Origin of the sequence: Glycomyces sp. NPDC046736, from assembly GCF_040645615.1 — a bacterium.
In the GTDB taxonomy this organism is placed as follows: domain Bacteria; phylum Actinomycetota; class Actinomycetes; order Mycobacteriales; family Micromonosporaceae; genus Glycomyces.
Genome location: NZ_JBEYYO010000028.1, coordinates 18,093 through 42,071, shown reverse-complemented (window position 1 = coordinate 42,071; position 23,979 = coordinate 18,093). Strand labels below are relative to the sequence as shown.

23 protein-coding genes are annotated in these 23,979 nt (G+C 70.6%); 11 read left to right on the top strand and 12 right to left on the bottom strand.

The features are described 5' to 3' along the window. The first annotated feature begins 187 nt into the window (after window positions 1-187). Window positions 188-1,417, top strand: a complete 1,230-nt coding sequence (locus AB0B28_RS21605) for an MFS transporter (protein ID WP_360124434.1) — start codon at window positions 188-190, stop codon at window positions 1,415-1,417. On the opposite strand, the gene AB0B28_RS21600 is transcribed toward AB0B28_RS21605, so the two are convergent. Continuing rightward, window positions 1,412-2,563 carry an ROK family protein gene (locus AB0B28_RS21600; protein ID WP_360124431.1) on the bottom strand — a complete coding sequence of 384 codons (1,152 nt, stop codon included), beginning with the start codon at window positions 2,561-2,563 and terminating at the stop codon, window positions 1,412-1,414. The two genes, AB0B28_RS21605 and AB0B28_RS21600, sit on opposite strands and share 6 nt — an antisense overlap. 100 nt (window positions 2,564-2,663) lie before the next feature. Between AB0B28_RS21600 and AB0B28_RS21595 the strand changes: the two genes are divergently transcribed. Beyond that, window positions 2,664-3,803, top strand: coding sequence for an MFS transporter (locus AB0B28_RS21595; RefSeq protein WP_360124428.1), 1,140 nt, complete (start codon window positions 2,664-2,666; stop codon window positions 3,801-3,803). A gap of 44 nt (window positions 3,804-3,847) precedes the next feature. Here AB0B28_RS21595 and AB0B28_RS21590 read toward each other — a convergent pair whose 3' ends face one another. The 6 genes from AB0B28_RS21590 to AB0B28_RS21565 form a co-directional block, all read right to left on the bottom strand. Beyond that, complete coding sequence (locus tag AB0B28_RS21590) at window positions 3,848-4,852, bottom strand: TerC/Alx family metal homeostasis membrane protein (RefSeq protein ID WP_360124425.1); 1,005 nt, start codon at window positions 4,850-4,852, stop codon at window positions 3,848-3,850. A gap of 120 nt (window positions 4,853-4,972) precedes the next feature. Then, window positions 4,973-5,515 carry a hypothetical protein gene (locus tag AB0B28_RS21585; protein ID WP_360124422.1) on the bottom strand — a complete coding sequence of 181 codons (543 nt, stop codon included), beginning with the start codon at window positions 5,513-5,515 and terminating at the stop codon, window positions 4,973-4,975. 136 nt (window positions 5,516-5,651) lie between these two features. Next, window positions 5,652-6,392 carry an SDR family NAD(P)-dependent oxidoreductase gene (locus AB0B28_RS21580; protein ID WP_360124419.1) on the bottom strand — a complete coding sequence of 247 codons (741 nt, stop codon included), beginning with the start codon at window positions 6,390-6,392 and terminating at the stop codon, window positions 5,652-5,654. Between the two features lie 155 nt (window positions 6,393-6,547). Continuing rightward, window positions 6,548-7,102 carry a TetR family transcriptional regulator gene (locus tag AB0B28_RS21575; protein ID WP_360124416.1) on the bottom strand — a complete coding sequence of 185 codons (555 nt, stop codon included), beginning with the start codon at window positions 7,100-7,102 and terminating at the stop codon, window positions 6,548-6,550. A gap of 131 nt (window positions 7,103-7,233) precedes the next feature. Continuing rightward, window positions 7,234-7,626 (bottom strand): YchJ family metal-binding protein, encoded by a 393-nt coding sequence (locus AB0B28_RS21570; protein ID WP_360124413.1) that lies wholly within the window; start codon window positions 7,624-7,626, stop codon window positions 7,234-7,236. Window positions 7,627-7,767: 141 nt separating this feature from the next. Continuing rightward, window positions 7,768-8,577: an SGNH/GDSL hydrolase family protein gene (locus AB0B28_RS21565; protein WP_360124410.1), complete on the bottom strand. Its 810-nt coding sequence runs from the start codon at window positions 8,575-8,577 to the stop codon at window positions 7,768-7,770. Window positions 8,578-8,769: 192 nt separating this feature from the next. Here AB0B28_RS21565 and AB0B28_RS21560 point away from each other — a divergent pair, with 192 nt between their 5' ends. The 3 genes from AB0B28_RS21560 to AB0B28_RS21550 all read left to right on the top strand — a co-directional run bounded on the left by AB0B28_RS21560 (window position 8,770) and on the right by AB0B28_RS21550 (window position 12,843). Beyond that, complete coding sequence (locus tag AB0B28_RS21560; protein ID WP_360124407.1) at window positions 8,770-9,792, top strand: LacI family DNA-binding transcriptional regulator; 1,023 nt, start codon at window positions 8,770-8,772, stop codon at window positions 9,790-9,792. Window positions 9,793-9,865: 73 nt separating this feature from the next. Beyond that, window positions 9,866-10,201, top strand: coding sequence for a CU044_2847 family protein (locus AB0B28_RS21555; RefSeq protein WP_360124404.1), 336 nt, complete (start codon window positions 9,866-9,868; stop codon window positions 10,199-10,201). A gap of 2 nt (window positions 10,202-10,203) precedes the next feature. Beyond that, window positions 10,204-12,843: a tetratricopeptide repeat protein gene (locus AB0B28_RS21550; protein ID WP_360124401.1), complete on the top strand. Its 2,640-nt coding sequence runs from the start codon at window positions 10,204-10,206 to the stop codon at window positions 12,841-12,843. Here AB0B28_RS21550 and AB0B28_RS21545 read toward each other — a convergent pair. Continuing rightward, a complete protein-coding gene (locus AB0B28_RS21545; protein WP_360124437.1) occupies window positions 12,833-13,240 on the bottom strand; it encodes a MarR family transcriptional regulator in 408 nt (135 codons plus the stop codon). The two genes, AB0B28_RS21550 and AB0B28_RS21545, sit on opposite strands and share 11 nt — an antisense overlap. Before the next feature lie 180 nt (window positions 13,241-13,420). Between AB0B28_RS21545 and AB0B28_RS21540 the strand changes: the two genes are divergently transcribed. After that, a complete protein-coding gene (locus AB0B28_RS21540; RefSeq protein ID WP_360124398.1) occupies window positions 13,421-14,248 on the top strand; it encodes an NAD(P)H-binding protein in 828 nt (275 codons plus the stop codon). A gap of 46 nt (window positions 14,249-14,294) precedes the next feature. After that, window positions 14,295-14,711, top strand: a complete 417-nt coding sequence (locus AB0B28_RS21535) for an SRPBCC family protein (RefSeq protein WP_360124395.1) — start codon at window positions 14,295-14,297, stop codon at window positions 14,709-14,711. Window positions 14,712-14,718: 7 nt separating this feature from the next. Here AB0B28_RS21535 and AB0B28_RS21530 read toward each other — a convergent pair whose 3' ends face one another. Beyond that, window positions 14,719-15,171: a nuclear transport factor 2 family protein gene (locus tag AB0B28_RS21530; RefSeq protein WP_360124392.1), complete on the bottom strand. Its 453-nt coding sequence runs from the start codon at window positions 15,169-15,171 to the stop codon at window positions 14,719-14,721. A gap of 304 nt (window positions 15,172-15,475) precedes the next feature. On the opposite strand from AB0B28_RS21530, the gene AB0B28_RS21525 reads away from it, so the two are divergent. The 3 genes from AB0B28_RS21525 to AB0B28_RS21515 all read left to right on the top strand — a co-directional run bounded on the left by AB0B28_RS21525 (window position 15,476) and on the right by AB0B28_RS21515 (window position 19,252). Beyond that, entirely contained in the window at window positions 15,476-17,347 is a 1,872-nt protein-coding gene (locus tag AB0B28_RS21525; protein ID WP_360124389.1) for a rhamnogalacturonan lyase, read from the top strand. 132 nt (window positions 17,348-17,479) lie between these two features. Further along, entirely contained in the window at window positions 17,480-18,241 is a 762-nt protein-coding gene (locus AB0B28_RS21520; RefSeq protein ID WP_360124387.1) for a TipAS antibiotic-recognition domain-containing protein, read from the top strand. A 273-nt stretch (window positions 18,242-18,514) separates the two neighbouring features. Next, window positions 18,515-19,252 (top strand): hypothetical protein, encoded by a 738-nt coding sequence (locus tag AB0B28_RS21515; protein WP_360124384.1) that lies wholly within the window; start codon window positions 18,515-18,517, stop codon window positions 19,250-19,252. 5 nt (window positions 19,253-19,257) lie between these two features. On the opposite strand, the gene AB0B28_RS21510 is transcribed toward AB0B28_RS21515, so the two are convergent. The 3 genes from AB0B28_RS21510 to AB0B28_RS21500 all read right to left on the bottom strand — a co-directional run bounded on the left by AB0B28_RS21510 (window position 19,258) and on the right by AB0B28_RS21500 (window position 22,976). Then, on the bottom strand, window positions 19,258-19,761 hold the full coding sequence (locus AB0B28_RS21510; protein WP_360124382.1) for a hypothetical protein: 504 nt from the start codon (window positions 19,759-19,761) through the stop codon (window positions 19,258-19,260). A 77-nt stretch (window positions 19,762-19,838) separates the two neighbouring features. Beyond that, window positions 19,839-20,660, bottom strand: coding sequence for a formate dehydrogenase accessory sulfurtransferase FdhD (fdhD, locus tag AB0B28_RS21505; protein ID WP_360124380.1), 822 nt, complete (start codon window positions 20,658-20,660; stop codon window positions 19,839-19,841). Window positions 20,661-20,666: 6 nt separating this feature from the next. Beyond that, window positions 20,667-22,976, bottom strand: coding sequence for an FdhF/YdeP family oxidoreductase (locus tag AB0B28_RS21500; RefSeq protein ID WP_360124377.1), 2,310 nt, complete (start codon window positions 22,974-22,976; stop codon window positions 20,667-20,669). A 269-nt stretch (window positions 22,977-23,245) separates the two neighbouring features. On the opposite strand from AB0B28_RS21500, the gene AB0B28_RS21495 reads away from it, so the two are divergent. Next, the gene (locus AB0B28_RS21495) at window positions 23,246-23,893 is read left to right on the top strand and encodes a cellulose binding domain-containing protein (protein WP_360124374.1); all 648 of its coding nucleotides are present in this window, start codon (window positions 23,246-23,248) and stop codon (window positions 23,891-23,893) included. Window positions 23,894-23,979 lie beyond the last annotated feature (86 nt).

Sequence of the window (23,979 nt, the reverse complement as noted above, 5' to 3'; positions counted from 1 at the left end):
CCTCCCGCCTCCCGCCTCCCGCCTCCCGCCTCCCGCCTCCCGCCTCCCGCCTCCCGCCTCCCGCCTCCCGCCTCCCGCCTCCCGCCTCCCGCCTCGCCGAGGATGCTTGCCGGTCGGCCGGTTGGGTTGGTCACATTGCCTGGTCGCGATGCGAGTTGTGCTCACCACACGTTGGTACGTTCCGGTCGTGCCCAACAATGCCCCTGCCCCGGCGGCGTCCGACTCGTTGCGACTGCGTCGGCTGGTCGTGCCGATCTACGGGCCGACCGTCTTGATCTCGATCGGGATGGGCGCGATCATTCCGCTCATCGCGCTGTCGGCTCTCGACCTCGGCGCCTCGGTCACCCAAGCGGCGATCATCGTGGGGCTTATCGGGTTCGGGCAACTCGCCGGAGACCTCCCGGCCGGAGCGCTCGCGCAGCGGTTCGGAGAGAAACGCGTCCTGCTCGCCGCGTGCGTGGTCGAAGCGGCAGCGATGATCGTCGCCTCCCGCACCGGGTCGCTGTGGGTGCTCGCGGCCTGCGTGTTCGTCGTCGGCGTCTGCGGCGCCGTGTTCGGGCTCGCCCGCCACGCCTACCTCTCCGAAGCGGTCCCGATCGCCTTCCGTGCCCGTGCCCTCTCGACGCTCGGCGGGACCTTCCGCATCGGCTCCTTCATCGGCCCGTTCATCGGCGCGCTCCTCATCGAGCAGCACTCCTTCGGCGCCACCTACGCGTTCGCCGCGTGCACCAGCCTCGCCGGAGGCCTCCTCAGCCTCACCCTCCCCGACCTGCCCGACACGAAGCACCGCTCTCCCGCCGCGCGCGAACCGCGCCGCAGCATGTGGACGGTCCTCGCCGCGCACCGCACCGTCCTCGCCACCCTCGGGACCGGCGTCTTCCTCATCATGATCGCCCGGGCCTCGCGCCAGGCGATCATCCCGCTCTGGGCCGAGTCCCAGCACCTCGACGCCTCGACCACGAGCATCATCTTCGGACTCGCGGCCGGGGTCGACATGCTGCTGTTCTACCCCGGCGGCGCGATCATGGACCGCTTCGGCCGCATGTGGGTCGCGCTCCCGGCGATGCTCGTCATGGGCGCGGGGTTCATGCTGCTGCCGCTGTCGACCACGGCCATGACGATCGGCCTGGTCGCCTGCTTCATGGGCCTGGGCAACGGGATCTCGTCGGGGATCGTGCTGACCCTCGGCTCCGACGTGGCCCCCGACGAGGGCCGGCGTCAGTTCCTCGGCGGCTGGCGGCTGTGCGGCGACCTCGGCAGCGTCGCCGGCCCCGGGCTCATCAGCCTCGTCTCGCTCGCGTTCCCACTGGGCGCGGCCGCGATCGCGCTCGGGGCCATCACCTGGCTGGGCGTGGGCTGGCTCGCGAAATGGGTGCCGGTGTACGACCCGGCGCGCGAGCCTACGAAGGTCTCATGAGGACCGCTCCTCGGTCCAGGCCGCGATGCCGTGCTCGGAAAGGATGAGGTCGAACGCGGCCTCGGCCGCGCCGAGCAGCGACGCGTCCGGCCCGAGCGCCGAGTTCGACAGCCTCGGCGGATCGTCGCGCCGGAAGCCCATGAGACCGGCCTCGTAGGCCTCGGCGAACGCGTCCTCGGCGGCCCGGTGCAGCTCAGGGGCCAAGCCCCCGAGGCTCACCACGGCCGGATCGAACACGTTGACCAGCCCCGCCGCGCCGCGCCCGAGCACCGCCGCGCACTCGGCGACGGCCGCCCGCGCGCCCGGCTCGACCAGCGCGTCGATGAGGTACGCGCGCGGGTCGTCAGGTTCGGGCTCGCCGCGCAGACGGGCCACGGCGCGGCCGTCCACGGCCACGTCCCAGCAGCCGGTCGCCCCGCACGGGCACCGCACCGCCGGGTCGCCGAACGGCGCGTGCCCGAACTCGCCGCCCGCGCCGGACGCGCCGGTGACCGCCCGGCCGCCGTCGACGAAGATCCCGCCGATACCGGTCTCGATCTTGAGGAACAGCACGCTCTCGCCGGGGTGGGCGAGCCGGGCCTCGGCCAGCCCGGCCAGCGTGGCGTCGTTCCCGATCACCTGCGGCACCCCCGGAAGCAGCGGCGGGACCTCGACGTCGCGCCAGTTCAGGACGCTGGCCTGCTCGATCCGGCCGTGGCGGACCGTGCCCGCGGTGGAGACCGAGACGGCACGCACCCGCCCGCCGTGGCGTTCGGCGAGGTCCCGCACGACCTCCCCCACCGCGTCGAAGACCCGGCCGGGGCGCTTGGAGGGGTGCCTTCCGGCGACCGTCTCGGCAAGGCCCCCTTCGAGGTCGGCCAGCGCCACCCGCCAGTCGGACTGGCGGACGTCGACGACGGCCGCGAGTGGCCCGTCGGGGTGGGCGTGCAGCGTGGTGGTGGGGCGGCCGCGCCCGGTGGGCGGGGCGGGGCGCTCGGCCAGGAGGTCGATGGCGCGCAGGCGCGCGGAGATGTCGGTGGCGGTGCCGCTGCCCACACCGAGGTCGCGCGCGGCCTCGGCGCGCGTGATCCCGGGCCGGGCGCGTACGAGTTTCAGCAGGTCGAGCGCGCCGCTCCAGCGGGCGGCCTCGGCTCGGCCGACCTTCACCGGGCCGGCGCCATCGCCGGGCCCTGGAGTTCTCGCTTGCACCGCGTCACCACCACCATTTAGCCTCGACACACGAGTTTAAATTTCCCCGGAGGGCTTCATGCGAAGCTACAGCAACCCCGAAGTCGTCTCACCCCACACGGACGGCCACTCCCCCAACGCGACCCGAGACCCGGTGGACCGGGTGGTGCGGTTCGCGCAGATCGGGTTGGGCTACCTCGTGGCCTCGTTCGGGCCCTACCTGGCCGGGATCGCCGCCGAACTGGAGCGGCCGCGCGGCGAGTTGGTGTGGCTGACCTCGACGTTCGGCGCGGGCCTGGTCATCGCCGCAGTGCTCGGCCCGGCGGTGCTGCGCGCGGGCGCGGGCCTGGTGCTGCGGATCGCGTGCGGCATGGCCGCGATCGGGGCGCTCGGGATGGCGCTCACGCCGGAGCTGGCCCCGGCCGGGGCCGGGTCGGTGCTGGTCGGGCTCGGCTGCGCGGCGATCGCGCTGGCCACACCGTCGCTGCTGCGGGGACCGGGGGCGGCCAAGCGGATCGCGATCGCGGTGGGCATCGCGAGCGCGGCCGGGGTGTGCGCGCCGCTGGCGTTCGGGGCGTTGGAGACCTTGGGGCTGCCGGGACGCTGGGCGATCCTCGTCCCGATCCCGGTGCTGCTCGCGGCGCTGGTGCACGCCACGGTCCGCGGACCGGTGGACGGTCCGGCGCTGCGGGTGAGGCTTCCGGCCGGGCCCGCGGCCCTGGGGTGGCTGCGGATCGTGCTGAGTGTGGCGGCGGAGTTCTGCTTCGTGGTGTGGGCGGTCGCGCGCCTGGTCGACACCGGGGTGAGTCTGGGGACCGCGTCGGCGCTGGGCGCGAGCTTCGGGATCGGGATGGCCGTGGGCCGGCTGGTGGGGCCGCGGTTCCTCGACCGGCCGTGGGCGGTCGGCGCGGCGGCGGCGACCACCGCGGCGGGGACGGTCCTGGTCTACCTGGGCGGGCACGCGGCGGTCGTCACGGCCGGGATCGCGATCGCCAGCGTGGGGATCGCGCCGCTGTATCCGATGATGCTGGCGCGCCTGGTCGAGGTCCCGAACCTGACGGCGCGCCACTCGGCGTCGATAGGGTCGCTGGCCTCGGGCACGGCGATCCTGGCGGCCCCGGCCGCGCTCGGGTGGCTCGACACCTGGATCGGGTTGCGGGAGGCGTTCTTGCTGCCGATCCCGCTCATGGTGGTCCTGTTGCTGCTGGCGCGGAGATGAGGTAGGGCCCCGAGGCGTCGCCTCGGGGCCCGTATCGAAGGTGCTTACGCGTCTTCGGAGTCCTTCGACTTGGTGGCTGAGAGCGACCCGGCGTGGGCCTTCTCGTGGGGCTTGCCTCGGGTCTTGATGAGGCTCGCGACCGTGACCACGACGAGGACGCCGATGACGACGCCGAGGCTGAGCGGCGTCGGGATCTCGGGGACCGAGGTGTTGATGTCGACGTGCAGCCAGTGCATGATCAGCTTGAAGCCGATGAACAGCAGGATGAGCGACAGGCCGGTCGAGAGGTACACCAGGCGGTCGAGCAGGCCCTTCACCAGGAAGAACAGTGCCCGCAGGCCCAGCAGCGCGAACGCGTTGGCGGTGAAGACGATGTAGGCCTCCTGCGTCACGCCGAAGACCGCGGGGATCGAGTCGAGCGCGAACAGCAGGTCGACCGAGCCGATCGCGATCAGGACGATGAACAGCGGCGTCACGAGCCGCTTGCCGTCGACCTTGGCGAAGAGCTTGCCGCCGACGTAGTCCTTGGTGACCGGGAGGAACTTCTTGGCGCCGCGCACCATCAGGTTCGTCTCGATGTCGGGGTCTTCGTCGCGGTGTCGGAACAGCTGGATCGCGGTGTAGACCAGCAGCAGGCCGAACAGCAGGAACATGAACGAGAACGAGTTGATCAGCGCCGCGCCGAGCAGGATGAAGATCGCGCGCATGACCAGCGCGAGAAGGATGCCGAAGGTCAGCACCTTGTGCTGGTGGTGGTCGGGGACGGCGAACGTGGCCATGATGATCACGAACACGAACAGGTTGTCCACCGAGAGCGACTTCTCGATGATGTAACCGGCGAAGTACTCGGTGCCCGCCGAGTTCCCGTAGGCCGCGCCGAACCAGACGCCGAAGCCGATCGCGACGGCGATGTAGAAGACCGACCACGCGGTGGCCTCCTTGAACCCAACGTGATGCGGCCGCAGCGCTGCCAGCAGCAGATCCACCGCCAACAGCAGGACGATGAGTCCGATGGTCACGGCCCAGGTGAGTGGGCTGATATCAAGCACGCTACCTCCGTCAGATTGCCATCACAGCGACTGCGGGATGACATCACCCCCAGTGCACCGCATCCTAACGGCACTCAGCCCGCCGAGTCACGACTACCCCTCGCCCTGTACGCCCATGCCTCACCGGAGGGGCGGATCGGCCCTGAACTCGTCGAGCGCGGCGACCTGCTCGCGGGTGAGCTTGAGGATCGGCTTCTGCGGATTCGGGTAGATCTCGGCGGCGCGCCAGTGCTCGGCCCGGACGCTGGTGGCGTTCCCGATCCGCCGCATGTGCGCGTGCAGGGCGTCCACGAGCTCGAACGCGTCGAAGAGGTACACCCGCTCGATGTTCCAGGGCCGCGGCGCCTTTGACCTGGTCCCCCGGGCCCCTGTCATGACCAGGTAGTAGTCGAGCTCGTCGGTGTCGACGACGTCGAGCAGGCCTTCGTTGCGCGAGTAGTACTTGATGTTCACGGTGCACCCGACGAGCGGCCCGCTCCTGAAGGTCCCGTCCACGATCCTATGAGGAGCGTCGGTGAGCTCCACGTCGAAGATCTGCGCCCCGATCCAATCCGACAGATGCCCATGCGCGACCGGCCGCCCCACGATGTCGGTGATCCGGGCATCGATCCGATCCCGCTCCCGAAGCAGCATGGCGATCGACTTGAGTCCGGCGGTGTCCATCAGCGCTCCTAGGGCTCGACCCCTCCGGCACATGGTACCGACGCGGGGCCTTGGGCGCGAAAAGCAATGCGGACATGGGAAACCGCGCCGCGGAAGCTTCGGTGCTGCGCCTCCGCGGCGCGGTGATCTCGGGGTTCTAGACGGCGTTCCAGCCGCCGTCCGAGGCCAGGACCACGCCGTTGGTGTTGCTGGCGTCGTCGCTGAGGAGCCAGGTGATGGCGGCGGCGAGTTGTTCGGGCTGGGCCGTGGCGGCGGCGTTGGCGAAGTAGGGGCTCAGGCGCTCGAAGCCGAACTGGGACTTCGGGGCCGCTTCGATGTTGGTGGCAACCCCGCCGGGGGCGACCGCGTTGGAGCGGATGCCGTCCTTGCCGTAGACGACCGCGACGCTGCGGGTCAGGCCGATGACGGCGTGCTTGGAGGTCGTGTAGGCCGCACCGGCGGCCGAGCCGCGCAGGCCCGCCTCCGACGAGACGTTCACGATCGAGCCCGAACCGGCCGCGGTCATCACCGGGAGCACGGCGCGGATGAGGCGCATCGGGGCGGTGACGTTGACGCCCATGACCCTCTCCCAGGTGGCGTCGTCGACCTCGCCGGCCGGCAGGAAGCCGTCCATGATGCCCGCGACGTTGGCCAGGCCGTCGATCCGGCCGTCGGCCGCGGCCACGACCCGCGCGATCACGGCGGCGTCGGTGAGGTCGCCCGCCACGGTGCGGACCTCGATCTCGGCCGCGAGCTTGTCGAGGCTCTCCTGGTTGACGTCGACGGCCACGACGCTCGCGCCCTCGGCGGCCAGGCGGAGCGCGGTCGCGCGCCCGATGCCCGAACCGGCTCCGGTGACGATGACGGTCTTGCCGGTGAAGCGGTCTGCGGTGCTCATGTGGTGTCCCCCCTCGGTCGCGCGTCGCGCGGCCCGTGTCGCAGTATCGCCCTCGGGTCGGTCCCGGGGTCGACGATCGGCTTAAATTAAGTCAATCACTTGCCTTAACATTAGCGCCGAAGGGGATATTCCGCCTGGGTGCGGCGGGTATGACGTCAGGAACAGTCGGCTACCGGACGCTTGAGCCCGCCCGCAGCTGCCATGGCGATCCCGCCCACGGCCAGGAGCCGGTCGGCCATCGCCTCGGGGTCGAGGGCCTCGTCGCCCTCGGTCACCCAGGCGGCGACCAGCGCGGTGGTGCCGTTGGCGACGAACACCGCGAAGTCCTCGGCGAGCGGGTCGGCATCGTCTGAGCCGTCACCGGCCTCGAGCGGGGTCAGGACCCGGCTGAGGGCCTTGTTGAACGCGAAGGCGCTGCCGCTGCTGAAGATCGAGCGGTAGAACTCGCGGTGGGCCGCGAAGTGCCGGGCCACGGTCAGGGCCCGCTCGCGCCCGGCCCGGCCGCCGTCCCGCAGGTCCGCGAGGTCGCCGCGGGCGAGGTCGAGCGCGGCTTCGAGGAGGAGGTTCTCGCGGTCGCCGTAGTGGAGGTACACGAGCTGGCGGCTCACCCCCGCGGTGTCGGCGATGTCGGAGACCGGGATGTTCGCGGTGCCGCGATCGGTCACGAGGGCCACCGCGGCGCGCATCAGCGCGGCGCGGGTTCGTCGCACCCGGCGGTCTTTGGCGGGTGACGGAGGGTCGAAACTCACAAGGCGAGGTTAGACAGTTGTTAACGAATCGACAAGTATTCGATGAATTGGGAGGGTTCCCGGCGAGTTGCCGGCCCCGGACGCGTTGGGCGTCAGTCGAAGTCGAGCGCGTCCACGTACAGCCAGTCAGGGCCGACGCGTTCGAACGTGCTGTTCTCGGTCTGGACGCCCGGGCCGTCGTCGTCTACGAAGCGGGCTCGGAAGCGCACCGTCCCGGACGTGTGGAGCGGGCTGCCGCCGGAGGTCTCCAGGATCTCCAGACCGGTGAAGCGGCGGCCGTCGAGGCCGATGCGCGGCGGGCGGGTGCTCGGGTGCCAGGTGCGCAGCAGATAGGCCTCGTCGCCCACGGCGAAGGCGCTGTAGCGCGAGCGCATGAGCGCTTCGGCGGTGGCGGCCTTGGCAACCCCGGAGTGGAGGCGCCCGCAGCAGGCGGCGTAGGTCTGGCCGGAGCCACACGGGCAGGCGGCGGGTTTGGAACGCGGCATCCCAGGATTGTCCCGGAGACGCGAAACCGGCCCGCGGGAACCCCGCGGGCCGGTCAGGTGGGTCTATGCGTTCACGAACGCGCGGCGCATCGGTGCCGTTCGTTCCGACGACGAAGCGAGCGGGCCCCCGGCAGCGGCCGTCTAGTAATCGAGGAACGGCAGGACCGCCTCGGTGTAGGCGTCCTGGCCCGCGGCGGTCGGGTGGAAGGACTCCAGGGTCCCGACGTAGCCGAGGATCCACGGGTCGGCCGAGCAGACGGCGTGGCCGGTGAAGGCCTCGCGCACGTCGGCGAAGTCGAAGCCGTGGTCGGCCGCGACCGCGGCGGTGGTCTCCGCGAGCAGGTCGGCGGTCTCGTTGAGCAGCGCCTGCTCCTCGGGCGTGATCGCGAGCGAGCCCGCGCAAGTGGTGCCGTCGAACAGGCGCGGGTTGCCCACCACGACGATGTCGGCGTCGGGGGCCTTGGTCTCGACCAGGGTGTAGAGCTCGGAGAGCTCATCGGGCAGCGAGGTGGTGATGACCTGCTGCGCGCCCGCGATCGCGGCCTCGCACAGGGCCGTGTCAGTCCCGGCGCACGCGCCGAGGACGGTGGAGAACCCGGCGTCGTTGCCGCCCACGCCGATCGTGACGTGCTCGGTGTTGCCCGGACGGAGGTGGTTCAGCTGGTTCGCGACCACGTCCTCGATCTTCGCGCCCGAACACGCCTCGAACCACAGGCGTTCGCCGAGCTGCTGCGCGGCCTGCTTGGGGTAGGCGTGGGTCGAGCGGTAACAGCCGTCGTCGGCGAGGTAGTCGCCCGCGCCGACGCCCGAGGCGTACGAGTCGCCGAGGGCCACGTACTGCTGGATGGTGATGTCGGCCGAGGCCGAGCCGGCCAGACCGGCGATGCCGAGACCGGCCGCGGCCACGACGGCGGCCACGCGGGTGAGGACGCGGCGAGCCGTTCCTTCCATGAAGGACACTGTGTCTCCTTGCTGTCGTCAGGGCCGGCGGCCGACCTGTGGGCCCCGCCGCCGGAGGACCGCGTCATTATAGGCAGGGAAGTCCATTGTGCCGCAATGAAAACGGTGAGTGAGGTTTCGCCCTCTGAAACAGTTTCCGGGCCCGGTCCTAGACTGTCGACACCATTGAACGACGGGGGTGGGATGAGCGAACGGGTCCGGTTGTCCGAGGTCGCCGCGCACGCGGGCGTCTCGAAGGCCACCGCATCGAAGGTGCTCAACGGGCGCCCGGGGGTGGCAGAGGAGACGCGGCGCCTGGTGAGCGAGGCGATCGCCGCGCTCGGGTACGAGCCGAGCACCGGGCCGCGCGACGCCCCCGCACCGAAGTCGATGCACGTCGTGTTCGACACGATGCTGAACATCTACGCCGTGGACGTGCTCGACGGGCTCATCAAGGGCGGCGCCGAGCTCGGCGTCGAAGTCGTCACCGCTTCGCTCGGATCCGAAGGGCCCGTGCACGAACCGCTCACCACCGCACGGATCGAGCGGATCGCCGCCAAGGGCGGCGCGGGGCTGGTCGTGGTGACCGCGGAGCTCACCGACGCGGAGATCGAGGCGTGCGAGCGCCTGAAGCTCCCGCTGGTGGTCATCGACCCGGCGAACCCGCTCGACGAGCGGGTCACGAGCATCGGGGCGACCAACTGGGCGGGCGGCGTGCAGGCCACGCGGCACCTGCTCGGCCTGGGGCACAACAGGATCGCGTTCGCGGGCGGGCCCGCGCGGTCGGTCCCGGCCAGGGAGCGCCTGCACGGCTACCGGGAGGCCCTGGAGTCGGCCGGGATCGCGGTCGATGCGGCGCTGGTGGGCTCGGGGCGGTTCGGCGCCGAGACCGGCGCTTCCTTCACCGAGCGGCTGCTGGACCTGGACGAGCCGCCCACGGCGGTGTTCGCCGCCAGCGACTCGATCGCGATCGGGGTGTTCCGGGCCGCGCGCCGCCGTGGCCTCGACGTCCCCGCCGACCTCAGCGTGATCGGCTTCGACGACGCCCACAACGCGGCCTGGACCGAACCGCCGCTCACGACCGTGAAGCAACCCCTGCGCCAAATGGGCCGCGCGGCGGCCCGCACGGTCCTCGACCTGGCCTCGGGCCTGGTCCCCGACTCCCACCACGTCCAGCTGGCGACGACCCTGGTGATCCGGGAGTCCACCGCGCCGCCGAGGCGCTGATTCGGGGCCAGCGCACCGGGGTTCCTATTGCTACCGTTGAGGGTTCACCGGCCGCAACCCCTCGGAGGTGCCTATGCGCCAAGTGGTTCCAGTCAAGATCGGCGACGCCGAGTTCCTGGTGGAGACCGTCGACACTGTGGACGATCCGGACCGCGCGAGCGGCGACGGCGGCCTCACCCCGATCGGAGCCGAGTCCGACGCGGACTCGTTCGACCGCCTGCGAGGCATGATCGAGGCCGTCTCCGGTGAGCTGACGGCAGTCTGGGAACGGGTGAGGCCCGACCAGGCGGTGGTCGAGTTCGGCGTCGCCGCCGATGTCAAGGCGGGCAAGCTGACCGGGCTGCTGGTCAGCGGCGGGGCCGCGGCCACGCTCAAAGTCACCCTCACCTGGACTTCGGCCCCGGAGTGACCATGGACGCCGTGGCGATCGACGACCGGCGGCTGTTCCAGTTCGCCGTGCGCGTCGAGACCGGACCGGGCGACGGGACGGGGTTCCTCGGCTCGGGCTTCCTCGCGGCCTCCGGACTGGTGCTCACCTGCGCGCACGTCGTCGGGAAGATCGGCGACGGGGAACCGCTGCGCGTGGTCTCCGAACTGCCCCAAGTGAACACGGCCCGCGCGGTGGTGCTCGCCCGTTCGGCCCGAGCGGCGGGCCCCGACGGACTCTGGGGCTGGCCGGACCTGGCCGTGATCGAACTCCAAGACGCGCAAGGGAACCGGATCGGCGGGCATCCGTGCCCGAGGCTCGACCTCACGGCGACCGAGCCGACCGGGCCCGATGCGCGGCGGGCCGTCGTCGCCGTGCGCGCCAATCCGGGCAGCAGCCGTTCGGTGCCGCGCCTGCGCGGCGTCGAATTCACGTGGGAGAGCCCCGACGACCAGGGTTTCTGGTGGTTCACCGGCGGACACGCACTGCCGGGCATGTCCGGCGGGATGCTCATCGACCCTCGACGGCGCGCGATCTGCGCCGTCGTCAACAACAGCCGGGGGCTGGGGGCGCCCACCGGCGCGGTCGCCACGCCGCTGTCGGCGCTGAAGGAGCTGGGCGCGCATTTCACCGAGGCCGTCACCGGGTTCAACGGGGCCGTCGAATGGGACGCGGCCTTCGACCGGCGGCCCGACAGCCGCTGGAGGGACCACTGGAACCCCGGGATCAGCGGGAGTCACTTCGTCGGCCGCGAAAGGGAACTCGCGCAGCTGCTGGAGGCCGTCGAAGCGGAGGAGGGCGTCGCGGTCATCCAGTCGATCGGCGGTTTCGGCGGCGTCGGCAAGACCGCGCTGGCGGTCGCGTTCGCGGGCCGCTTCCGCGCCCGGTTCGACGGGCGAGTCTTCCACGACTTCGAGTCCTACCGCGGCCAGGCCGCCGACACCGCCGCCGACGCGCTCGGCGCGGTGCTCACCGGCATCGGCGCCGCCACGCCCGGCGAGGTCGAGCTCCTCGACCACCGCGCCCGCGCCGCGCGCTGGCAGGCCGCAGCGGCCGAGCGGCGACTGCTCATGGTGTGGGACAACGTGGACAGCGTGGAGCAGCTCGACGGGCTCATCGTGCGCGGCGAGGGCTGCGTGACCATCGCGACCACGCGCGGGCGGCTGCGGATCGACGACGGGCCGAGCCTGCGTCTGGACGTGTTGGAGGAGGCCGACGCGGTCGCCATGTTCGTGCGGCTCGCGGGCAAGGGCCACCCGCCCGAACTCGTGGCCGAACTCGTGCGCCGCGACCTCTGCATGCCCGTGCTCATCGCCACGCACGCAAGGGAGATCGCCGCCGATGAGGTGGCCCTCGAAGAGATCATCGCCGACCTCCCCGAACCCGATCCGGTGCGGCGCCGGGGCGACCCGGACCTTCAAAAGGACCTCTTCGACCGACTCGCGGGCTCCTACCGGCGTCTCGATCCCGAAGAGCGCCTGGCGTTCCGGGTGTTCGGCGCGCATCCGGGAGCGAGCGCGACCCTCGCCGGGCTCGCCGCGGCGATGGGCTGCGATCTGCGCCGGGCCGAGCGGCGCATGCACGGCCTCGTCACCGCGGGCCTGGCCGACCGCGACTTGAGCCGCACCAGCCGCGAACGCGGTCTGCGGGCCTATCGGGCGCACGACCTGCTGCGGATCTACGGCGGGCACCTGGCCGCGGTCGAGGGCGACCTGGAACCGATCCGAGCCACGCTCGTGCAGCACTACCTCGACCGGCTCGGGGAGGGCTTCGTCGAACATCCGGACTGGTTCGCCGCCGAGGTCGAGACCATCCGCAACCTCGCCACCAGCGGGCAGACCGTGGGGTACGCGCATCTGGCGCGCCACCTCGGCTATCGCGGCCTGCGGTACTGCGCCTACGACGCGGCCGACGCCGGGTTCCGGGCGGCCGAGCGGCTCGACCGCGAGCTGGGCGACCGCAAACGCACCGGCCATTCGCTCTGGGGCCAAGGCGAGATCGCGCGGCTGCGAGGGCAGGTGGACGCGGCGGACCGGCATTACACTGCGGCGCTTGCCTGTTCGGAGGCCGGGGAGGATCCCGGCGGGATCGGGAACGCGCGGCGCGGGCTCGGCGAGGTCGCGCAGATCCGCGGCGACGCCGCTGCGGCCGAGGCGCATTACTCGGCGGCGATGGACGCGTACCGCAAGGGCGGGTTCGCGCACCGGATGATCTATGTGGAGCGTGGGCTCGGACGGGTCGCGATCCTGCGCGGGGAGTACGCGCGGGCGACCGAGCACTTCACGGTCGCGCTCGAAGCGGCCGAGTCCGAAGGGGACACGTACGGGATCGCGTTCGCGCTGTTGGGTGTCGGCGACGCGGCCCTGGCGGCGGGCGATGCAGGCGAAGCGGTGGGCCGATACGAGCAGTCGCGAGAGCTGTTCGACGGGCTCGGCGACCCGGTCGGGGCCGCGAACGCCTTGCAGGGCTTGGGGAAGGCCGCGCTGGCCGAGGGCGACCTCGTGCGGGCCCGGGAGCGTTTCGAGGCGGCCGAGCGGGTGTACCGGGACCACGACGTGGCCCGCAATCTCGCGGACCTGCGCGCCGACTTCGAGCGGCTGGAGGCCGCCGAGTTCAGTCGGTAGCGGGCTCGTCGAGGGCGCGTTCGTACGCGGTGAGGGTGTCGACGAACAGGCGTCGCTGCCCGGCGGTGAGCGGGGCGAGGGCCTGGCGCCAGGCGCGGGCGCTCGCGGCGAGCCAGGTCTCGATGCGGGGGCGGGACTCGTCGGTGATGCTCACGATGCGGCGGCGGCGGTCGGATTCGTCCTCGCGGCGTTCCAGGACGCCTTTGCGGCTGAGCTCGGAGACCATGAGGCTCACCGTGGTCGGCGCGACTTCGAGACGTTCGGCCAGGTCGTTGACGGTGGTGGGGCCGTCGAACAGAAGCAGTGCGAGCAGCGAGAGGTGGCGCGGGCTCAGTTCGAGCGAGCGGATCTCCTCGGGCACGGGCAGGCGTTTCGCGCGCCCGACCATGCGGGGCATGAGCAGCAGGAGATCGCGGACGGCGTCGTCGACGCTCGCTCGGGTTGACACGGGCACACCTCCGAGATACCTTTGCTAGCAAATCTTCTTTGCTTGCAAAGCAAATTGGTTTCAATGTCATGTTACCCGAGCGCACGCAGGACGCTTCGCGTTCGCGTGCCCGAAATCAGGAGACCGCTCATGACCATCCTCGTCACCGGCGCGCGCGGCAACATCGGATCGCGCCTCGTCGGTCGCCTCGCGGGCACGGGCCACCGGGTGCGCGCCACGGCTCGCGATGCCGCCTCGCTCGACGTCCCGCCGGGCGTCGAGACCGCAGCGCTCGACCTCACCGCGCCGGACCCCGCCGCGCTCGACGGCGTGCGCACCGCGTTCCTGTACCCCACGTTCGGCGACATCGGCGGCTTCCTGGCCGCCGCAGCGCAGGCCGAGGTCGAGCACGTGGTGCTGCTGTCCTCCCCCGCCGCGTACGACCCGGTCGAACACGCCGGTCCGATCGGTCTGGCGCACAAGGCGATCGAGGCGGCGGTGCGCGACTCGGGGCTGGAGCACACCGTGCTCTACCCGTCCTGGCTGGCCACCAACGTGACCCGCGACTGGGGCGAGCAGATCCGCGCCGGGAAGGTCGCGATCGCCTACCCCGAGTGGCGGGTCAACCCGATCCACCTCGACGACTACGTGGACGTGGCCGCCGACCTGCTCACCCGCGACCAGTTCAGAGGCCGCAGCCTGATCCTCACCGGCCCCGAGTCCTTGAGCCAGCGCGAGGTCATCGACATCGTGGCCGAGACGCTCGACAGGCCGATCGAGATCGAGGAACTCACCAGGGGAGCAGCCCTCGCGGCCCGGCCCGAGTGGTTCCCCGAAGCGATGTTCGACTCCTTGCTCGAAGTGGCCGCGAACCTTCGGGATCGTCCGGCCACAGTGAACAACAACGTCGAGCGGGTCACCGGGAACCCGGCGCGGACATTCGCACAGTGGGTGCGCGACAACCGCTCCGACTTCTGAGCGGGCTACACCGACTTCGACGCCTGTCGATCGGTACGATGTCCGCATGATCATCGAACGCCAGATCAACGCCAGCCCGGCCGCGGTGTGGTCGCATCTCGGCTCGCTCGATCGCTGGGCCGAGCTGCTTCCCACAGTGGACGGCATCGAACGCGTCGGCGAGGCCGGGCCGATCGCGGTCGGCAGCCGGTTCGTGGTGCGGCAGTCCGGTCTCGCCACGGCCGTGTACGAGGTGACCGATTGGCGTCCCGGGCAAGGGTTCACGTGGACCGCCGCCGCTTCGGGCGTGCGCACCGAAGCCTCGCACGAACTGCGGCCGAGCGGCGAGGGTGCCCGCCTGGTGCTCGCCATCGAGTGGACGGGTCCGGCGGCCTGGTTGGCGAAGGCGTTCTTTTCCCGCAAAGCGCGCGCCTACATGGAACGCGAGGCCGAGGCGTTCGCCGCGCTCGCCGAACAGGGTTGAGACCCGCTCAATCCTCGATCGGCGCGGCCTTCGCCTCGGTGTAGCCCAGTTCGGCGAGGCGGTCGAGGGCTCGTTCGAGGAGCGCGGTGTCCTCCAAGGTGCGCACCTCGATCAGCCTGCCCCACTTGAGGGTCATGAACTGGTGGATCACGTTGCGGTACTCCGTGCCGTCGGGGAGCTTCGCCGAGACGCGCACGGCCGCGGCCACTCTCGTGTTCCACGGCGGTCCCTGCGAGATCACCTGGTCGACGGTGAAAGCGGGCTCGCTGAGCATCGAGAAGACGCGAGTCCACCAGCGCCGCAGCGCGTCTCGGGTATGGCGCTCGCCGCCTAGGGCGTGGTCGCCGTAGAAGCGGTAGGTGAACTCCGGCGCGGTCGAGGCGACCATCGACTCCCAGTCGCCTCGGCTGATCTTCGCGAAGGTCTCCCTGACCTTGGCCGCCACGATTCGCTGGTACACAGTGGGCCTCCCGGTGGGGTGTCGGGGCGCGGTGCCTTCATCTTCGCATTCGACAGGGGCACTTGAGGAAGCGCCCGCCGATCAGGCCCGCGATCGTGGTCCTGGGCGGGGATTGCCATGAGAGCGTTCTCAGGCTATGCTGAGCCGATATCATTATATCGATTCAATCCAATGTCTCGATTTTTGGGAGCGGTTGCCGAGGACCCGGCACGGTCGGTCTCGCCGCCCCCTCCGGACACCGCGACAGGGCCCCGCCCTGCGGTCGCGCGCGCCCGGACTCCCTTCACAGCATTCGGAGCACCACATGCGAGAACCCACTCGAATCCACAAGAGACATATACGATGGGTCGCGCTGGCCGCGGCCCCGCTCGCCGGACTCACCGCGCTCGTCGCACTCCCCCACGCGTCGGCCCAGGTCGACGGTGACGAGGTCGGGGCGAGCCAGACCGGCGCGATCATGGAGGACCTCGGCCGCGGCGTGACCGTGGTGCCCGCCGGCGGCGGGAACCTGGTCTCGTGGCGACTCCTGGGCACCGACGCGGCGAACACCGCGTTCAACGTGTACCGCAACGGGACGCTGCTCAACCCATCGCCGCTCACCGGCGCCACCAACTACCTCGACACCGGCGGCAGCGGCACGTACACCGTGGCGGCCGTGAACGGCGGCAGCGTCGGGCCGCAGGCCAGCGCCGAGGCCGTGTTCAATGCGAGCGGTTACCGGGACATCCCGATCCAGCGCCCGGCCGGAGGGACCACTCCGGACGGTGTCTCCTATACCTACGACGCCAACGACATGAGCGTGGGTGACCTCGACGGGGACGGGCAGTACGAGTACCTCGTCAAGTGGGACCCCACGAACGCCAAGGACAACTCGCAGTCCGGGTACACCGGCAATGTGTTCATCGACGCGTACGAGCTCGACGGGACCCGCCTGTGGCGGATCGACTTGGGCCGCAACATCAGAGCCGGGGCGCACTACACGCAGTTCCAGGTGTACGACTACGACTCGGACGGCGACGCGGAGATCGCGATGAAGACCGCCGACGGGACCGTATCGGGCACCGGGCAGGTCATCGGGAGCTCCACTGCGGACCATCGCAACGGCAGCGGGTACATCCTCGCCGGGAGCGAGTACCTGACGATCTTCAACGGGGTCGACGGCGCGATCATCGACACGATCGACTACCAGCCCCCGCGCGGCAACGTCTCCAGCTGGGGCGACAACTACGGCAACCGGGTGGACCGGTTCCTCGCCGGAACGGCCTATCTGGACGGACAGCACCCGAGCATGGTGTTCGCGCGCGGCTACTACACGCGCTCGGTGATCTGGGCCGTCGACTTCAACGGCACGGACCTGGTGTCGCGCTGGGTGTTCGACTCGAACTCCGCGGGCAGCCAGTACACCGGGCAAGGGGCGCACAGTCTCTCGATCGCCGACCTGGACGGCGACGGCCGCCAGGACATCGTGTACGGCGCGATGGCGGTGGGCTCGGGCGGGTCGGCGCTGTACACCACCGGCTTCGGGCACGGCGACGCCCTGCACGTCTCGGACTTCGTGCCGAGTCGCGCCGGGCAGGAGGTCTTCATGGTCCACGAGGACGGCAGCAAGCCGTCCTCGCATCTCAACGGCGGCAACGGGTCCGTGATCTTCCAGACCAGTCCCAGCGGCGACAACGGACGCGGCGTGGCCGCCAACGTGCTGGCGAGCAACCCCGGGGCCGAGTACTGGTCCTCGGCCGTGAGCGGCCTGCTCGACGCGTCCGGTTCGAACGTCGGCTCCAAGCCCGCGTCGACGAACTTCTTGTCGTGGTGGGACGGCGACGGCGAGCGCGAGCTGCTCGACGGCACGCAGATCACGAACTACCCGTCCGGGACGCTCCTGTCCGGGTCGGGCGTGGCGTCGAACAACGGCACGAAGGCCACGCCGGGCCTGTCGGCCGACCTGTTCGGCGACTGGCGCGAGGAGGTGATCTGGCGGACCAGTGACGGTAGTGCGCTGCGGATCTACGCCACGAACCACACCACTGACCTGCGGATCGCCACTCTCATGCACGATGCGCAGTACCGGGTCGCGATCGCGTGGCAGAACACCGCCTACAACCAGCCGCCTCATCCGAGCTTCTACATCGGCAGCGACGTGACCTCGTATCCGTTCCCGACGATCCAGACGCCTTAGCTCTCCTCCAGGGGCCCGCGACTCGCGACGCGGGCCCCGTTTCCGTGTTCGGCGTCACCTCGAATCGGTGTTGCGGTTGACGTAACGTCAACTTTTAGTGTCGGAGGCACACGGAGAACGGGAGGTCAAGGCATGCGGACGTGGTCTACGGCCGAGGTCGTGAAGCTGACGGGCGTCACTTCGCGCACGCTGCGCCATTACGACGCGCTCGGGCTGCTGACCCCGGCCGAGACGGGCCACGGCGGTCTGCGTCGCTACGGCGAGGCCGAGCTGCTGCGGCTCCAGCGGATCCTGCTGCTCAAGCGGCTCGGGCTGCGGCTCGACGTGGTGGCCGAGATCCTCGAAGGCGACCTCGCCGAGGTCGAGGCCCTGCGCCGCCACGCGGCCCAGCTCGCCGCCGAGCGCGAGCGCCTCGACCGCCTCGCCGCGACCGTGGACACCACCATCCGACAACTCGAAGGAGACCAGTCGATGACACCCGAGACCTGGTTCGACGGCCTCGACGCCGGCAAGCAGGCCGAATACGAGGCCGAGGCCCGCCGCCGCTGGGGCGACGACGTGGTCGACGCGGGCGAGGCGGCCGTCAAGGCCATGACCGACGACGAGCGCCGCGCGATCCCCGCCAAGTTCGAGGACTTCCACCGCCGCCTGGCCGCGCTCCAAACCGACGGCGCGACCGCCGCGTCACCCGAGGTCCAGGCCGTGATCGCCGAGCACCACACCTTCATGACCCGCCTCTGGGGCACCGCCCCCACCGCCGAGGCCTACAAGGGCCTCGCCGCCCTCTACACCGACGACCCGGCCTTCACCGCCACCTTCGACGAGGTAGCCCACGGCCTGGCCGCCTTCCTCCGCGAAGGCATGAACCACCACGCCGACACCAAACTCCAATAACCAAAAAGCCCGCCCGCCAACGCGGACGGCCCCGTTGAATCCGAGCCCGCCGCCTCTCTCCGGGCCCTCGCGAACGCCTGGCCCAACCGGCCTTGGAAACAAACCGTCCCTTCGCCACCAGACCAGCAGCCGCCAACGTCCGAAGCAACGCCGGCTCGGCAGCCATCGGCGCGGGTCGGTCACTCACACAACGAGTCTCGCGCACCGCTGGGGGTGCTAGCGCCGAGGGGCTATGTTTGTCGGTGCCCTCGTTCTAACCCTCAGGAAGTCGTCATGTCTGATCAGCAGTTCGCGCCGCAGTATCCGTCGTCCGGGCATCCGGTTCCGCCTCCCGTCAAGAATGCTGAGCAGGCGTTCGAGGATCGGATCAGGTTGGGGCGGGATCTGATCGTCGGGGTGGTGTTGGTGCTGGCCGGGACCGGGTTCATCGGGGCTTCGGCGTGGTACTCGATGTTCAGGGCCGACTCGTTCTGGACGACGGTGCCGTTGTCGCTGTTGGGGATCGGGGCGTTGTTCTTCCTCGCTCAGGTCTGGTACTTCGTGCTCCGCGAAGGCCTCTCGGCGAAGATCGCGGCCGCGATCGGGGTCCACCTGATGCTGTTCGCGATGCCGATCCTGGTCTTCATCGGCGTCAACGAGCAGGTGCTGAGCGAGCGCGGAGTCACCGAGTCGTGCACGGTCACTTCGCAGGAGAAGGTCTACGTCAAGTCCGGCGGCGAGCGCAAGCCCAAGTACGAGCACACCTTGGAGTGCCCGACGGGCGGGGAGCTCACCCAGCGCACCTCCCCGCACAACAAGTTCGAAGTCGGGGGGTCGGTGACCATCACCTACGACCCCGAAGGCCGCGCGGCCCACCGCACCGGCGAACCGAACGGCGCCCCGCTAGCACTCTTCGGCGGCATCGCGGCGGCCGCGTTCGTGGTCGGCACCGCAATCCGCGCCGTCTACCTGAACTGGCGCCTCAAGAAGGGAGCCCGGCGCCGCGCTGCGTTCGCGGCGCCGGGGTATTGATTTTTCTAGGGTCTTCGGGATGCGGTGATGGCGTTGGCGGCTTTTGCTGCTCGGCGGGGGAAGTCGGGGTCCTTTCTGGGGTTGGGGCCGCTCATGTTGCGGCGGCGGGATAGGGATTCGTTGAGCCAGGTCTGCCAGGCTTTGGTGGACTCGGCGCGGGCGACGGTTTCGGCTCGCCACAGTGGCATCGGCTTGTAGCGCCGGTGATGCGGGTTCGGGCGGGTGCGTTCCGGGGCGGGCAGGTGTTTGCGGATCGCGTCGTCGGTCCAGCCTCGGGCGTGGAGGATGGGGCGCGTGATCCACACGGTGGACGGGGCCCGGGCGGCGGGCTTGGACGGTGGTCTGGTCTCGCGCCTGGGGAAGTTCTCGCCGTAGAGGCGTTCACGTTCGGCCGGGTCGGTCGCCCCGGCGTAGCGCTCGGCGAGCGACGGGCGCCGGGGCCGGTTCAGGCGGCGCTGGATCTCGGATTCGTCCAGCACGACTCGGGTTCGGTTCTCTGACGTGCACATGTTGCCCCCGTTCAGGTTTGTCCTGATCGAGAGCTTAGTTACCGGAGAGTAGGGACAGTGGCGACACGCCGGAGGGCTCAGATGATTCGACCTGGGTGGGTGTAGAGGTTCATCGTGGCCCCGCGCAGGAACCCCGCGAGGGTGAGGCCCGATTCGTCGGCGAGGTCGGCGGCCAGGGAGGACGGGGCAGAGACCGCGGCCAGGACCGGGATACCGGCCATGACGGCCTTCTGGACCAGCTCGAACGAGGCCCGGCCGGAGACGGCGAGCACGGTGCCTCGCAACGGGACCAGGCCGGACTGGAGGGCCCAGCCGATGACCTTGTCCACGGCGTTGTGGCGGCCGATGTCCTCTTTGGAGGCGAGGAGTTCGCCGTCGGCGGTGAACAGGCCCGCGGCGTGGAGTCCGCCGGTGCGGTCGAAGATCTTCTGGGTGCGGCGCAGGCGCTCGGGCAGGTCGGCCAGGAGCTCGGCGTCGACGGTGGTCGAGTCCTCGGTCAGGTCCCACGCGGCCTTCGTGCGCACGTCGTCCAGAGAGTCCTTGCCGCACATGCCACATGAGGAGCTGACGGTGAAGTTGCGTTTCGCGGCCTTCGCGGGCGGCTCCACGCCCGGGGCCAGCGCGAGGTCGAGGAGGTTGTAGGTCTGCTCGCCGTACTGGTCGGCCCCGGCGCAGTACCGCATCGAGACCAGGTCGTCGGGTTTGGAGATCACGCCTTCGGACAGGAGGAACCCGGCGGCGAGTTCGAAGTCGTCGCCGGGGGTGCGCATGGTGATCTGGAGGGACTCACCGCCGACGCGAAGCTCAAGGGGCTCTTCGACGACGAGGGTGTCGACGCGGTCCGAGCGGCGGCCTTCGTTGAGGCGGACGGTCTTTCGGCGGACGGTGACGCGGCCCATCGGGCTTCAGCTCCCCTGCGTTTCGGTCGCGCTGTCGGGTTCGAAGCGGACCACAATGGACTTGGAGGTGGGGGTATTGCTGGTCTCGGCCACCGAGTCGAGCGGGACCAGCACGTTCGTCTCGGGGTAGTACGCGGCGGCGCAGCCGCGCGCGGTCGGGTAGTGCACGATCTTGAAGTGCCTCGCGCGGCGGTCGCCGTCGGCCCATTCGCTCACGAGGTCGCAGTAGGCGCCTTCGGCGAGGCCGAGTTCGGCGGCGTCCTCGGGGTTGACGAGCACGACGCGGCGTCCGTCGTGGATGCCGCGATAGCGGTCGTCGAGGCCGTAGATGGTGGTGTTGAACTGGTCGTGGCTGCGGAGGGTCTGGAGCAGGAGTCGGCCTTCGCCGACCTCGGGTGAGGTCACGGGGTTGACGGTGAAGTTGGCTTTGCCCGTGGCCGTGGGGAAGGCGCGTTCGTCGCGGGGCGAGTGCGGGAGCGGGAAGCCGCCGGGGACGCGGGCGCGGGCGTTGTAGTCGGCGAAGCCGGGGACGACGCGTTCGATGCGGTCGCGGATGCGGTCGTAGTCGGCGGCGAGGTCGTCCCAGGGCACGGGGTCGTCGGGGCCGAACACGGCGCGGGCGAGACCGGCGATGATGTCCACTTCGGACTTCATGTGTTCGCTGAGGGCGGGGACGCGCCCGCGCGAGGCGTGCACGATGCCCATCGAGTCCTCGACGGTGACGAACCGCTCGCGGCCGTCGCGGAGGTCAAGTTCGGTGCGTCCCAACGCGGGCAGGATGAGCGCGCGAGTGCCGGTGACCACATGCGAGCGGTTGAGCTTGGTCGAGACGTGCACAGTGAGGCGGCAGCGGCGCATGGCCGCCTCGGTGGTGTCGGTATCAGGCGTGGCGGCAACGAAGTTGCCGCCCATGGCGAAGAAGACCCCGATGCGGCCGTCCCTCATGGCGCGGATGGTGTCGACGGTGTCGAGCCCGTGGTCGCGCGGCGGCGCGAAGTCGAACTCGGTGCCGAGCGCATCGAGGAAGGCGTCGGGCACGCGTTCCCAAATGCCCATCGTGCGGTCGCCTTGGACGTTGGAGTGCCCGCGCACCGGGCACACGCCCGCGCCGGGGCGGCCGATGTTGCCGCGCAGCAGCAGGAACGCCACGATCTCGCGCAGGGTCGGGACGGCGTGGCGGTGCTGGGTCAGGCCCATGGCCCAGCAGACCACGATCTTGTCGGCGACCAGGACCATCGCGAGGAGGCGTTCGATCTCGGCCGCGGACAGGCCGGTGCGCCTTTCGGCGTCGGCCAGCACGCACGCGTCGTCGCCTTGGGCGTGGTGCTGGGCGAAGGCCGCGAAGCCGTGCGTGTATCGCTCGATGAACTCGCGGTCGAGCGCGGTCGGGTCCTCGGAGGCCAGGAGCATTCGGTTGAGGAGGCTGAACAGCGCGAGGTCGCCGCCGACCTTGATCTGGAGGAACAGGTCGGTGAGCTCGGTGCCGCGCCCGGCGAGGCCGCGCAGGGCCTGCGGGTTCTTGAAGCGGCGCATCCCGGCTTCGGGGAGCGGGTTGACGGTCACGATGCGCGCCCCGGCGCGTTTGGCCCGTTCCAGCGCGGTGAGCATCCGCGGGTGGTTGGTGCCGGGGTTCTGGCCCGCGACGATGATGAGGTCGGCCTGGTGCACGTCGTCGAGGCTGACGCTGCCTTTGCCGACGCCGATGGTCTCGGCGAGGGCCGAGCCGGAGGACTCATGGCACATGTTGGAGCAGTCGGGGAGGTTGTTCGTGCCGAACTTGCGGGCGAAGAGCTGGTAGAGGAACGCGGCCTCGTTACTGGTGCGCCCTGAGGTGTAGAACGCGGCCCCGTCAGGGGTGTCGAGCGCGTCGAGTTCGGCGGCGATGAGCTCGAAGGCCCGGTCCCAGCCGATCGGCTCGTAGTGGGTCGCGCCTTCGGCGAGGTGCATGGGCTCGGTGAGGCGGCCCTGCTGGCCGAGCCAATAACCGGACTTGTCGGCGAGGTCGGCCACGGGGTGGGCGGCGAAGAACTCAGGGCCGACGGTGCGGCGGGTGGCCTCCTCGGCGATGGCCTTCGCGCCGTTCTCGCAGAACTCGGCGGGGTGGCGGTGGCCGGGTTCGGGCCAGGCGCAGCCGGGGCAGTCGAAGCCGTCGGTCTGGTTGACGCCGCGCAGCAGGGGCAGGCCGCGCCTGGCACCGGCTTCGGCGCCGACGAACCGCAGGGAGTTGACGACCGCGGGCAGGCCCACGGCGTGGCGCTTGGGGCGGCGGACGTCGGGATCGTCCTGGGCGGGGTCGCGCTGCGGTGCCTTGCTCATCGGGCCAGTGTAGGTCGGAACCCGGGGGTGCGGCGGGGGCTGGAGGTTGAGCGATACACGGGTCCCGACCTGGTGAGGAAGCGTGAACGTCCCTTTCGGATTAGCCGCGAATCGGTACGAGAACGGGCCGAAATCGCAGTTCACCGGGTATCGGGGCGAAACATCGCGGACCGTCCGGGGAGGGTGCGGCCGGTATCCTGGACGGGCGGCCCGGCGCGGACTCCGCTCTCCCGGCGCCGCTTTCGACTCCTCAGTGGAAGGTGGTGGGCATGGACGAACCGGTGGACGTCCCGGCCCGGCGCGGACGCCTGCACGGCCGCCTGCTGCAAGTCCTGGGACTGTTCTCGGCGGTGGTGACCGCGGTGGCCCTGTGGCAGTTCGGGGTGTTCGGCGGCGACTCCGAGCGCGACCCCATCGGGGTGGCCGAGGGGCTCGACACGGCCTGGCTCGCGGCCTCGGCCGCCGAGGCCGGGATCGAGGAATCGAAGTCGGCCGCGAGCGTCGAGCCCGAGTCCCCTTCGGCCTCAACGGAAGCGCCCGCTTCTGAGTCGCCGAGCGAAGTGCCGAGCTCGGAGGCCGCGGCGACTACCACGCCTGCGGCCGAGGCCGCGCAGGCGACGCCGAGCTGCACGGCGAACCTGATCGTGAACCAGCAGTGGAACCGCTCGATCGACGTGACCGTCGAGGTCGTCAACTCAGGCAACGCCGAGTTCGACTCCTGGACGATCGACCTCGACATCGACGACATGGAGATCTACAACTACTGGAACATGCAGGAGCTAGACCACGACTGGTACGGCAGCGAGAACTGGAACGGCCGCCTCGACCCCGGCGAGGACGCCGTGACCGGGTTCCAGGCCGACACGAGCCGCGGCTTCGATCTTCCGGCCACGGTCACCTGCGAGGCTGACGACTAGGCGGCGGTTACGAACTCCCGGCGAGTCGGTATCCGAGTCCATTCGTTCGGTCGCTGGGCTCATTTGCGGCTCGCAAGCGTCGCCGA